The sequence below is a fragment of the Fictibacillus sp. EA-CB0309 genome, from assembly GCF_055814265.1.
The window spans coordinates 1,728,623-1,741,259 of sequence record NZ_CP169271.1 but is presented as its reverse complement, the minus strand read 5'-3'; the positions used below and the strand labels follow the sequence as shown (position 1 = coordinate 1,741,259).

7 protein-coding genes, 6 pseudogenes and 1 riboswitch are annotated in these 12,637 nt (G+C 40.3%); of the genes and pseudogenes, 4 read left to right on the top strand and 9 right to left on the bottom strand.

The annotated features are described in order from the left end of the window. Positions 1 to 55 precede the first annotated feature (55 nt). From ACEWFH_RS09660 to ACEWFH_RS09645, 4 genes and pseudogenes are all read right to left on the bottom strand, one after another. Positions 56 to 660, bottom strand: a pseudogene (locus tag ACEWFH_RS09660) (vitamin B12-dependent ribonucleotide reductase); the annotation flags it as partial. 93 nt (positions 661 to 753) lie between these two features. Further along, complete coding sequence (locus tag ACEWFH_RS09655) at positions 754 to 966, bottom strand: HNH endonuclease (RefSeq protein WP_473726998.1); 213 nt, start codon at positions 964 to 966, stop codon at positions 754 to 756. Positions 967 to 1,783: 817 nt separating this feature from the next. Then, positions 1,784 to 3,739: pseudogene (locus tag ACEWFH_RS09650) on the bottom strand (vitamin B12-dependent ribonucleotide reductase); the annotation flags it as partial. A gap of 354 nt (positions 3,740 to 4,093) precedes the next feature. Further along, positions 4,094 to 4,930 (bottom strand): lipoate--protein ligase family protein, encoded by an 837-nt coding sequence (locus ACEWFH_RS09645; RefSeq protein WP_473726997.1) that lies wholly within the window; start codon positions 4,928 to 4,930, stop codon positions 4,094 to 4,096. 148 nt (positions 4,931 to 5,078) lie between these two features. Here ACEWFH_RS09645 and ACEWFH_RS09640 point away from each other — a divergent pair. Next, positions 5,079 to 5,455, top strand: a pseudogene (locus ACEWFH_RS09640) (rhodanese-like domain-containing protein). Positions 5,456 to 5,502: 47 nt separating this feature from the next. On the opposite strand, the gene gcvPB reads toward ACEWFH_RS09640, so the two are convergent. The 4 genes and pseudogenes from gcvPB to gcvT form a co-directional block, all read right to left on the bottom strand. Next, the gene (gene gcvPB, locus ACEWFH_RS09635; RefSeq protein ID WP_473726996.1) at positions 5,503 to 6,966 is read right to left on the bottom strand and encodes an aminomethyl-transferring glycine dehydrogenase subunit GcvPB; all 1,464 of its coding nucleotides are present in this window, start codon (positions 6,964 to 6,966) and stop codon (positions 5,503 to 5,505) included. Next, positions 6,942 to 7,118, bottom strand: a complete 177-nt coding sequence (locus ACEWFH_RS09630; RefSeq protein WP_473726995.1) for a hypothetical protein — start codon at positions 7,116 to 7,118, stop codon at positions 6,942 to 6,944. The genes gcvPB and ACEWFH_RS09630 overlap by 25 nt, the downstream gene beginning before the upstream one ends. A gap of 17 nt (positions 7,119 to 7,135) precedes the next feature. Then, a pseudogene (gcvPA, locus tag ACEWFH_RS09625) lies at positions 7,136 to 8,259 on the bottom strand (aminomethyl-transferring glycine dehydrogenase subunit GcvPA). A gap of 65 nt (positions 8,260 to 8,324) precedes the next feature. Then, on the bottom strand, positions 8,325 to 9,425 hold the full coding sequence (gcvT, locus tag ACEWFH_RS09620) for a glycine cleavage system aminomethyltransferase GcvT (RefSeq protein WP_473726994.1): 1,101 nt from the start codon (positions 9,423 to 9,425) through the stop codon (positions 8,325 to 8,327). A gap of 175 nt (positions 9,426 to 9,600) precedes the next feature. After that, positions 9,601 to 9,686: riboswitch (glycine riboswitch) on the bottom strand. Positions 9,687 to 9,767: 81 nt separating this feature from the next. On the opposite strand from gcvT, the pseudogene ACEWFH_RS09615 reads away from it, so the two are divergent. The 3 genes and pseudogenes from ACEWFH_RS09615 to ACEWFH_RS09605 form a co-directional block, all read left to right on the top strand. Then, positions 9,768 to 10,684: pseudogene (locus tag ACEWFH_RS09615) on the top strand (DEAD/DEAH box helicase); the annotation flags it as partial. A gap of 102 nt (positions 10,685 to 10,786) precedes the next feature. Beyond that, the gene (locus tag ACEWFH_RS09610) at positions 10,787 to 11,500 is read left to right on the top strand and encodes a DEAD/DEAH box helicase (protein ID WP_473727264.1); all 714 of its coding nucleotides are present in this window, start codon (positions 10,787 to 10,789) and stop codon (positions 11,498 to 11,500) included. Beyond that, positions 11,469 to 12,233, top strand: a pseudogene (locus ACEWFH_RS09605) (YqhG family protein); the annotation flags it as partial. The gene ACEWFH_RS09610 and the pseudogene ACEWFH_RS09605, both read left to right, overlap by 32 nt. A 237-nt stretch (positions 12,234 to 12,470) precedes the next feature. Here the strand turns inward: ACEWFH_RS09605 and ACEWFH_RS09600 are convergent. Continuing rightward, positions 12,471 to 12,632, bottom strand: coding sequence for a YqzE family protein (locus tag ACEWFH_RS09600; RefSeq protein WP_473726993.1), 162 nt, complete (start codon positions 12,630 to 12,632; stop codon positions 12,471 to 12,473). Positions 12,633 to 12,637: the final 5 nt, after the last annotated feature.

The following is a 12,637-nucleotide window of genomic DNA, read 5'->3' as shown; positions in this document are numbered from 1 at the left end:
CTATTTGGTGAAAAAGAAAAAGGAAGGAACATTTCCAGTTCCTTCCCCGCTTAACTTATAGTCCACATTTTAATTGTGCATTACAGTTTGTACATGTATTGCAGCCGCCGATTTCTTTTACTTTTCCTTTTCGGCAAACTGGACAAGTATTTCCTACTTCGTTCCCGATTGTTACATCCGTAGAACGAAGGTCCGTAATTGTATCTAAAATAACGACTTTGCTTTTTCTTCTTCCATACCAAGATCGATCTCAGTCTGTTCAAACGTTTCTTCAGCTTTAAGTGTAAGAACTTGTGAGTCACGGCTTCCATCAACGTAAACCGTTCCGCCCTTCGCTCCACCTTTATAAAGACGCTCGTAAACTTTTTGAACCTGGTCAACCGTATATCCTTTTGGCGCGTTAACCGTTTTAGAGATCGAGCTGTCTACCCAGCGCTGGATAACGCATTGTGTATCGGCATGCGCTTCTGGAGCAAGCTCCATCGCGGCAACAAACCATTCAGGAAGCTCGTTTTCGTTCGCTTCTGGATTGCTGTCTAAATATTCTTTTACGATATCAGCTTTTACTTCAATAAATTTCCCTAAACGACCGCTTCGGAAGTATGAGAATGAGAAGTAAGGCTCTAATCCTGTGGAGACTCCAACCATGGTTCCTGTACTCATTTTTGTTACTCTCTGATTTCAATCAGAGGGTGGGATTATTAGTACCCACTCCCTATGTCGCCATAAGGATCAGACTATATCATCAACCAGTTAATTGTTTGAATGTTTCTTTCTGTGGCAAGGGTGTTCACAAAGACTCATTAGATTCGAAAGTCTATTTGCTTCTTTCCAATCCCCCTTGAACTCTCGAAAGGGGATTATATGGTGTACAGAAAGTTCATGACCAAGTTCTTTTTCAGTAGTCCCACAGTCTTGACAAGTATACTTATCACGTTTTCTAGCTTCCCGTCTTTTTTTCTCCAATTAGGACCGTAATAATTAATATCTCCACCCTGCCAGGTTCCACTATTAGGTCCAGAAAAGATTCCAGACTCAGAATAATAAATACCCATACATTGTTCACTACAAAAATTATTGTTTTTGATAACACTTTGCTTTTTATAAAAGTGTTTTGAACAAAGTGTACAACTAACTTTACGTTTTCTAGTAAAGTTTTTTTTGCATTTCGAGATATAGCTTTGTATGAGCAATTATTACTACAATATTTTGCTGTTTTGGCCCTGTAAGGTGTAAGAAAAAATTCTTTTTTACATTCTCTACATTGTAATTTCACTCTTTTTATTAAATGGCTAAATTTAATCTTGTTTAACCTCTGATAGTTAGCCTTACAAGTGTGATTACAAAAATTAGTTGTAAATATAATAGACGGTTTGCGAAGCAATGATTTTTTGCAAAAGTCACATTCAACATTTCTTCTTTTTAACAAATGTTGATTTATTGGATTCTTTGTTTGGTATTCACCTTTGCATTTTCGTGAACAGTATTTTTTCCTATCAAATTGACTGGGTTTAACCTTTATATGTTGATCACAATTCAAACAATTTTTCTCCATATGCTATCACCTTTTTATTTTTGTTCCAAGGTGTAAAAGCATGAAGTTTCTGGTGCTCGGCATGTAGTCGTTGAGGGGTCAGCCACGACTTCCCTGCGGATTGTCTGCACCTTTTGATTTTTACCAACTTTCGTACTGGCAAGGTACTGGTACAAAAGGATACTCAGAGTTTCCCGCATATAGCCAAGTTTACGCAGCGTTTTTGCAAACACTGGGGGCAAGTTGTTTACCCGTAGGAGCCACTGTTAACAAGTGAGAGTTTCTAATCCCATATTGTAAGATGTCTTCACGAACATCTTGAGGAAGCTTTTTCATGTAGCCCGTTTCAATAAATCTATTTCTTAATGTAGCAGTTTCCGTTTCTGATTCACCTTCTAAGAACGGGAAGCTACCCTTTTCTTTTGCAAGCTCGATGGAAGTACGGTAAGCCGTAACAGCAATTGTCTCAAAGATTTGGTCAACAAGCTTGTTTCCTTCTTCTGATCCATATACTGTCTCACAATAGATCAGTAGGTCATGAAGTCCCATTACTCCAAGTCCTACACGACGCTCACCTAATGCTTGAACGCGATTTGGCTCTAAGAAGTATGGTGTCGCATCAATAACGTTGTCTTGCATGCGTACGCCAACTTCAACGGTTTGTTTCAGTTTTTCAAAATCGACTGTTTTATTTTCTTTGTCAGCCATGTTGCCAAGGTTTACTGCTGCAAGGTTGCAGACACTGTATGGTGCAAGTGGTTGTTCTCCACATGGGTTTGTTGCTACAACCTTTTGTCCATATGCTGTAGCGTTTGTCATGTCATTGGCGTTATCAATAAAGAAAATTCCTGGCTCAGCTGAGTATGTTGCGCAAATGTTGATCAAGTTCCAAAGTTCACGCGCTTGGATTCGTTTGTATACGCGAATACCATAACCTTTCTCTTCCCAAACACGAACATCTCCAACCTCATGCCACTCGTTGTTGTATGCTTCCATTTCTTCAGGCGTGTAGGCCTCGACACTCGGAAAACGTAATAGATACTCAGTGTCATTTTCTACGGCTTCCATGAATTCTTTTGTAATCGTAACTGAGATATTCGCACCTGTTAAGAACTCAGAATTATGAACGCTGTATGTTCCTCCGTCGCGAAGCATCGTCTCAGCATCGCGTAAAACATCAGAATCAAATCCGCCTGTTCCCGGAATGTCTTTATAGCGAAGAATGCCTTCATACATCGCTTTCTGAGCTGGTGTCAGCGGTGTGAACTTCAATTTATCTTGAGCGACTTGCTTTATCTTCTCGTCGTTCGTATTTTCAATCAAGTAACGCAAAATACGAGGATTCTGCATTTTAGAAATAATGAAATCAATGATGTCAGGATGCCAGTCCGCCAGCATGATCATTTGGGCCCCTCTACGACTTCCACCTTGCTCAACCAAATGCGTCAACTTCGCGATATCATCCAGCCATGATACAGAGCCTGATGATTTTCCATTTACGCCTCTTGCTAAAGCATTCTTCGGGCGAAGTGTAGAACCGTTCGTTCCAACACCGCCGCCTCTGCTCATGATTTCCATCACTTGCTTACGGTGATCTGATATGCCTTCACGAGAATCTTTTACATACGGCATAACGTAACAGTTGAAATACGTTACATCTGTTTCTGCACCAGCACCATATAAAACGCGTCCTGCAGGAACAAAATTCATTTCTGAAAGTTCTTTATAAAACTTTTGGAATAATTCTTGGCGCTTCTCTTCAGTCGTTTCTACAGATGCTAAGCCTGTCGCATTTCTTAGTGCGATCTGCTCGTAGTAAACTTCTAACGGCTTGTCCATCACATCAAGTGAACGTGTAATCAATCCTGTTTCGGCTTCTTCCGGCTTTTCTAGCACCGCTTTAAATTCATCTTCAACGAGTACGACGGCATTTTTGTCATCCCAGTTGACCGATTGGATGAATCCTAGCCCTCTTGCCGGAAACTTTGGATCCTCTTTTACGGTTAAAACAACAAAATCACCCGGTTTGAGTGTTTTCTTTTCTGTGTCTTTAAAACTGTATCGATCAAGCATCACCAATCGCGAAACACCTTTATGAGTCGTTTTCATGGTAGAAGTTACGGGGTGCACTTGTGGAAATTGAGCTATATCACTGTTGAGAGCGTCAATATCAATACCCTTTTTAACAGTTGCAACTATGTCCATATTTCTCCTCCTTTTTCAAAATACACACGATGAAAATCTATATCTTGTATGTATAAGTTCTACCCTTATACTATATATACGTAAACCACATGTCAAAGAAAAAAATTGTCAAACTTGAAATCATGAGTATAATTCAGAAATTTGATGATTGAACACTATTTTTTATGATTTCATTAAAAATTTGGCTTAATATAAGATTTGTATTAATTGGAAGTTACATAAAGCTTTAAAACTCGTGATTTTCGCAAAATCCTCCTTTTTAGTAAAAAAATTAATATCTTGACTTCTATTTTTTTTACTTTCTTTACCAAAAAGAAAAAACCGAGACCTCTATGAGGTTTCGATTTTCTATTATTAACGTCTGAACGTCCATTCGTCGTTACGATAGCGGGTATTTGCGATATTTTCCACTTCGACCCATTGATCGTCTGATAGAGTATATGGAACAAGATTAATGTTCAAGCCGTCTTCAAAGCCCTTTTTAAAGGCAACCTTCGCGTCTTCAATCGTAACAGGAGCAGCTAGCAGTGAGTTAATCGCAACTGCCTTTTTCTTAAACGCAGCCTGCATTCTTTCACGCAGTCTGTCACTTGAGTACTTAAACAAATCAAAGAGTTTGTCTTCATCCAAGTCTAGTAGAATCGATCCGTGCTGCAGAATCACGCCTTTTTGTCTTGTTTGCGCACTGCCTGCCACTTTTCTGCCTTCCACGACTAATTCATACCACGATGGAGCGTCAAAGCATACTGCAGATCTTGGATTCTTTAGCCCTTCGCGTTCTTCTTCTGTTTTTGGAACAGCGAAGTAAGCATCCAGACCTAAACCTTGAAAGCCTTCTTTAATTCCTTCAGAGATCACTCGATAGGCTTCTGTAACACTTTGAGGCATATCTTTATGTGACTCAGATACGATTACGCTATACGTCAATTCTTGGTCATGAAGAACTCCCCGACCTCCAGTTGGACGCCTAACGAATCCTAAATCATATTTTTTTACCGCATCAAGGTTAATCTCTTTTTCTACTTTTTGAAAGTAGCCGATGGATAATGTCGCTGGATTCCATCCATAAAAGCGGATAACAGGCGGAATCTTCCCTTCACTGTGCCAAGTTAAAAGAGCCTCATCCATTGCCATATTTATTGCTGGTTCGCAATTTCCTGAATCGATATAATACCAGTTTTCTTTTTCCACGTCTTCGTCTCCCTGCCATTCATTCGTAACTAGTGTACCAAATTCGGGGCATGTGTCAAAACAATCGCTTAAAGTTAGATTTTTCTTTTGCCTATAGAGCCGCGCACCGCTATAATTGTGGTAGATTGTTTAAAGGAGTGCAAGCGTTATGGGATGGATAGTTTTAGCAGGTATTGTAGTAGCTTTATTGGCGTATGTGATTGGTATGGGTCTATACCAAAAGAGATTTCTAAAGACCTTAAACGAAGAAGAGTTCAAGGCAGGTTATCGAAAAGCTCAACTGATTGATGTCCGTGAACCTGAAGAATTTAAAAAGGGACACATCTTAGGAGCTCGCAACATTCCCTTATCTCAAATGAGGCAAAGATTGAAGGAAGTTCGTAACGACCAGCCTGTTTACTTATATTGCGAGAGCGGATTCAGAAGCGCTCGTGCAGCCAACTTTCTTAAAAGAAAAAGTACGGCCAACTCCATCATTTACAAGGCGGCTTCCGCAAATGGACAGGCCGTGTAAAATCAAATTAACACATACAAAAGCAGCCCGAAAAAATCGGGCTGCTTTTTTTGTACTTTTATACTTGTTTGCTGTACTTTAAGATTGGTTTTCTAGCAGCTGTTGCTTCATCCAATCTTCTTACAACTGTTGTATGAGGAGCTTCTTGAACCATTTCTGGTGTTTCTTCTGCTTCTTTCGAGATCTGAATCATCTTTTCGATAAATTCATCAAGTGTTTCTTTTGACTCTGTCTCAGTCGGCTCGATCATAATGGCTTCTTCCACACTTAATGGGAAGTAGATCGTTGGCGGGTGATAGCCAAAGTCTAAAAGACGTTTTGCAATATCGAGTGTTCTTACACCTAACTTCTTCTGACGGCGTCCTGATAATACGAACTCATGCTTACAGTGCTGTGTAAAAGGAAGATCGAAATGAGGCTCAAGTCGGCGCATCATATAGTTTGCGTTCAATACTGCATTTTCAGACACTTGGTGCAATCCATCAGGACCCATCGTCATGATATAAGTAAACGCACGAACGTTAATTCCGAAGTTACCATAGAAAGGTTTTACCCGACCGATTGATTGTGGGCGATTGTACTCAAACTTATAAACATCTTTTTCTTTAACAAGTACTGGTTTTGGCAAGAAAGGAATCAGATCCGCTTTCACTCCTACTGGCCCTGATCCAGGTCCGCCACCGCCATGTGGTCCTGTAAATGTTTTATGCAAATTCAAGTGAACAACGTCAAAGCCCATATCTCCAGGTCTAGCAAAACCTAAGATTGCGTTTGCATTCGCGCCGTCATAGTAAAGCTTTCCACCAGCTTCATGGACAATTTTTGCCATCTCTAAAATATGTTCTTCAAAAAGTCCTAGTGTATTTGGATTCGTAAGCATAAGAGCCGCAACATCTTGATCGACTACTCGTTTTAAATCATCAAGATCAACAAGACCGCGCTCGTCAGATTTTACAGTAATGGATTCAAACCCGGCTACGGTCGCCGATGCTGGGTTCGTTCCGTGTGCTGAATCTGGAACGATAACTTTTGTTCGATTGAAGTCTCCGTTCGCTTCATGATAAGCACGGATCATCATAAGACCTGTCCACTCACCATGTGCACCAGCTGCCGGCTGCAGAGTTACTTCGTCCATACCCGTAATCTCAGCCAGAGATGTTTGAAGACGGTACATCATTTCCATCGCACCTTGAACAGTTTCTTCTTCTTGAAGCGGATGGATATTTGCAAATCCAGGGAAACGTGCTACATCTTCATTGATCTTCGGATTATATTTCATCGTACATGAACCAAGCGGATAAAAACCTGAATCAACTCCATGGTTACGATTGGATAATGCTGTATAGTGGCGAACAATTTGCAGCTCAGACACTTCAGGAAGGTCAGCTTCTTCCGTACGCAAATAATCGGAAGGAATGATTGACTCTACATTTATTTCTGGAACGTCAAGTTCAGGAATGCTGTACCCCACTCGACCTGGTTTGGACAATTCAAAAATTAATGACTGATGTTCTGTACGCATGCTAATCCCTCCAATACATTTGCAAGCTGATCGATCTCTTCTTTTGTTCGCATTTCCGTAACGGCTAAAAGCATATGGTTCTTAAGTTCTGAATACGAAAGACCCAAATCATAACCGCCGATGATGCCAGATTCTAATAGTTTTGCGTTCACTTCTTTAGCTGTACACTTTAACTCAATAACAAACTCGTTAAAGAACGGCCCTGTGAAGGCTGTTTTGAAGCCTTTTTCTTCAAGTACTTTTTTGCATAGTGTGCTTTTTGGATATTTTGGTGAGCCACTTCTTTAACACCTTGCTTACCTAGAGCAGTCATGGCAATGGATGCAGCAAGAGCATTTAGCGCTTGGTTTGAACAGATGTTACTTGTCGCTTTATCACGTCTGATATGCTGTTCTCTCGCTTGAAGCGTTAATACAAAACCGCGCTTCCCGTCTTCATCGAGAGTTTGACCAACTAAACGTCCAGGTACTTTACGCATTAACTTGGTTGTTACAGCAAAATATCCACAGTGAGGTCCACCAAAGCCTTGTGCGATTCCAAAAGGCTGTGCATCACCTACAACGATATCTGCCCCAAACTTCCCAGGGGAGTTAGTGCGCCTAAAGCTAACGGATTTGAAGAAACAACAAACATCCCTTTTGCTCCATGAACGATTTCTTCAATCTCTTTTAACGGTTCGATCTGACCGAAGAAGTTTGGATATTGCACGATCACACATGCCGTTTCTTCATCCACCTCAGCACGCAAGGCGTTGAGTGACGTCATTCCGTCTTCCATTTCAACTTCAACCACTTCTAAATGCTGTCCTTTAGCATATGTCTTCAGAACATCACGAGATTCTGGATGAACGGACTTGGAAACAACGATCTTCTTTCTGCGCGTTTGCGCTGCTGACAATAGACCTGCTTCAGCAAGTGAAGTTCCGCCATCATACATGGAAGAGTTAGCAACATCCATACCTGTTAATTCACAGATCATCGTTTGAAACTCGAAGATCGCTTGAAGTTCACCTTGAGAAATCTCAGGTTGGTAAGGTGTATATGCTGTGTAAAACTCAGAACGCAGAAGCATATGGTTAACGATTGATGGAGTGTAATGATCGTAAACTCCTGCTCCTAGGAATGATGCATATTCTTTTGTATTTTTGTTTAACGCAGCCAATCGGCCCATTTCCTTAACTAGCTCAGGTTCAGACAATGCTTCCTCAATTTGTAAGCGTCCTTTAAAACGAACTTCTTCTGGAATATCCTGAAAAAGATCTTCTGTCGTTTCAATTCCAATCGTTTCAAGCATTTCCTTTTATCTTGGTCTGTCATTGGCAAATAGCGGAACGTCATGGTTTCTCCTCCTTAAGAACTCTATTTTCCTCGTTTATAAAATGGTGAAGTGACTACTTTTGCTTTTAAGCGCTTTTGGCGAATCTGTACTTCGACTTCGGTACCAAGCTCTGTATACTCTTTTTCGAGCAAAGCAAGGCCTAGATTCTTCTTCAGTGTTGGCGATTGTGTACCGGTAGTAACTTCACCGATCTTCACATCACCTTTGTATACTTCATAATGAGAACGCGGGATACCTTTATCGATCATTTCAATGCCGACAAGCTTCCTTGGTGCCCCATTCTTCTTTTGTTCTGCCAGTACTTCTTTTCCGATAAAATCTTCTTCTTTATCTGTTTTTACAGCGAATCCGATTCCTGCTTCTATTGGAGTGATCTCTTTTGTAAGTTCTTGACCGTATAGAGCGAGCTTAGCTTCAAAACGAAGCGTGTCACGCGCACCAAGTCCTGCTGGAAGCAAACCATCTTCACTGCCAGCTTCAAGAATGGATCTCCACAATTTTTCAGCATGTTCAGTTTTCAAATAAATCTCAAACCCGTCTTCACCTGTGTAGCCTGTTCGAGAAACAAGAGCAGATATTCCAGCTAATGAAACATCTTCTTTAAAACGGAAGAATCCGATCTCAGAAAGGTTTGTATCCGTAAGCTTTTGTAAAATTTCTTCTGCTTGTGGTCCTTGAATAGCGAGTTGCGCATATTCAGGAGACACATTCACAAGTTCTACACCTTCAGGCTTTTTGCTCATAAGCCATTCGAAATCTTTTTCAATATTTGAGGCATTCACAACGAGCAAGTAATCGTTATCATTTCTTTTATAAATTAAAAGGTCATCTACTGTACCGCCGTTTTCATAGCACATAGCCGTATATTGCGCTTGGCCGTTTTGAAGTTTGGAAACATCATTTGTCATCGTATATTGCAAGAACGATAATGCGTTAGGTCCTCTTACATCAAATTCTCCCATGTGAGATACATCGAATAGACCTGCTTTTGTTCTTACAGCCTCGTGTTCCTCTTTGATACTTGAGAACTGAACAGGCAATTCCCAACCACCAAAATCAATTACTTTTCCACCGTGTTCTTTGTATGTTTCGAATAGCGGTGTTCGTAACAATGTAGCCATGTGAATTCCTCCTTTTTCATACTTAAAAATTTTCGGACTTTTCTGGACAAAAAAAGGACAGAAAGACCCCTTCAAAATGGGATCCTCTGTCCTGCAACCTGTAAGTTTCTCAGTATAGCTTCCTGAGTTTCTTCGTTGGTGGCTTTCATCTATTAAAAAGCACTCTCCAGAGATGCGTCTAGCAAGAGTCTTTTTGCCTGAGAGTTTCACAATTGTTTGCTCCTTCGGCGCTGCTAACGCAGTCTCTCCTCTTACTTTCATTCGCGAGTATGTTATTGTCCAAGGTCGCACATACTATTACTATGTTTACTACATTATTATCCTATCATTTTTACAAATGGAATGGCAACGAACTTTTTTAAAGAAAGGAAATCCGTTATGAAAATCGACGTTCAGTTTCAGCAAGATTGGCATGATGACTTTTTTAAGCGTGTGGAAGAAGATGGACCTTGGGCCAATTGGGATATGTATAACTTGGCGCTCGAGGCAGAGAATCATTTGGCAATTCCTGATTTTCTAGGACTTCAAGCTCCGAACCATCTCCCACAGATGACTTTTTTGCCACATCAGCTGGACGTTGCAACAACCGTTATTGAACAAATGAACGGAAAAGCAATATTAGCAGATGAGGTTGGGCTAGGGAAAACGATAGAAGCAGGATTAATTCTCAAAGAATATATGATTCGTCGTTTAGCGAAAAAGATTCTGATTCTTGTTCCCGCATCACTTGTTATTCAGTGGACAAACGAATTGAATCAAAAGTTCTTTATCCCTGCTATTGCACAGAAAAAGCTTACGTCTGGGAACAATGCGACGTTGTTGTATCTTCTATTGATACTGCCAAGCGCGCTCCCCACCGTGATATCGTGCTAAATCAGGATTATGATCTCGTTATTATAGATGAAGCACACAAACTCAAAAACAAAAAAACAAAAAACTATGAATTTGTACAGTTGTTAAAAAAGAAGTTCTGTTTATTGTTAACCGCTACTCCTGTACAAAATAGAGTTGAGGAGATTTTTAATCTTGTATCTCTATTGAAACCAGGACACCTCGGAAACAGAGAGAACTTTGATAAAGACTTTAAAGAAGATAAGTATTCCCTTAAGAATGAAGAGAAGTTAAAGCAACTTGTTAACAAAGTAATGGTACGTAACAGACGTGAAGAAACCGGTCTAAAATGGCCGAAACGCCTTGTTAAAACCATACCTATTACATTATCAAAAACCGAACGTGATCTATATGATGAAATTTCAAAACTGAAACGAGACCCATACTTTGATCGAAGTAAGTTCTCAATCGTTACATTGCAGCGTGAAGCATGCAGTTCTCGAGAAGCTGTATTTTTAACACTTAAAAACATGTTGCAAAAAGAGGTACCTTCGACGTTGATGGAGAACCGGATCGTTGACTTAATGAAAAAAATCGAAATGGTCGACCAAAATTCCAAAGCTCTAAAAGCATTGGAACTCATCCAATCGATCGATTCCAAGGTCATTATTTTTACAGAGTATCGCGCTACTCAATTGTACTTACAGTGGTTTTTACAGCAGCACGGCATCTCTTCAGTACCTTTTAGGGGCGGGTTTAAAAGAAGCAAAAAGGATTGGATGACCCACCTCTTTAGAACACGCGCTCAAGTGTTAATCGCAACTGAAGCAGGGGGAGAAGGAATTAACCTTCAATTCTGTCAGCATATTATCAACTATGATCTACCATGGAACCCGATGCGGATCGAACAGCGAATCGGACGTATCCACCGTATTGGCCAGCAAGGGGATGTTCATATCTACAACTTTGCAACTCAAAACACAATAGAGGAACATATCTTAAATCTGCTATACAACAAAATTAACCTATTTGAAAGTGTTATTGGAGAGCTCGATGAGATTTTAACAAAATTTGAGATCAAGAACATAGAGCGACATATAGCAGACATCATGAACACGTCTGATAGTGAAGGTGAGATCCGAGTGAAGATGGATAATCTTGCTTCCTTAATCAACTTGGATGGCGGGATCAAGCAGAAAGGATGGGAAGAGCATGCAGCAGCACGAGATACATCGCTTTCTTGAACGATATTTTGATGCAAATGAATGCCGGATTCTTGAAAAAAACTTTAGTTATATGAAAGTCCAATTGACCACAGAACTGGACAAAGTCTTAATGAATCGCCCGTTCTACTGGCATTATCTTGAGAAAACCGGTGGTACACCAAATCCGATGACGTTAACACTTGTAACAGGACAACAGCAAGCACCTGATGGAAAAGGCGAGTTTATCCATTTTGGGTCACCACGACTTCACCAAATCTTTGGATCGACGAAGAAACTCGCGTCTTTTATTCGGCTGTATGAATCTGTCCCACAACAAGGAGCACAAGTACCGCTGCAACCATGGCTCTGCCTAAATGTTAAAGTCACCTATCAATGTGATCAAAAGAAAGACCGAGTACTTTCTTATGGTATTCAATTGATTAATGGAACAATTGAAGATCAATTTCATCAGCGTCTTCAAAAAATGTTATTAACGAAAAGGATTCCGGATTTTTGTTATACACTTTCTCCATTTATTAAGCCTCAGAGTGCAATCAAACGATTGGAGAACAAAATCCAAGAAGTGATTGATGCAGATAACCACACGTGGGCAGAGGATGCGAGAAGCCGTTGGAAAGAAGATCAGGATTTATTGGAGAGCTTTTATGAGGATTCTCTCACGAAGCCAGAAGCGTATCACGTAGAAAAAGAAGCACTCCGTACGCAGTACGAGCCGAAAATTATCGTAGAGATCATAAACGGGGGCTCTTTTACCTTTCATGATGTCTGTTTTCGCAAACTTTGTTGCAGTGTCACACCTTCCCGCCTGACCCGCAGGAGTCTCGCACCTTCCACTACAAACAAGTGTTCAAAGAAGACAATAAAAAAAAGGAAAAGCAACAATCCTTTAAAAAACAGACTTCATAATACAATGTAAATAAGAGCCAGGTTCTGTACCCGGCTCTTCCTTTTTCCAGCCAATCCCTATTTTCTTCTTTTTTACGAAATGCTAACCCAAGCGCCATTGGAACAACACCAAACAAATAAGTGAGTATTGGCTCTCTTTTATTTTTTTAGAAATTCGCCTTTCCTTTCTTACGGCTTTTGGTTCATCCAAATATTTAACAATTTTTTGTGTAAGAATTTTAATAACGTCTGTACCTGCAGCCATTGACA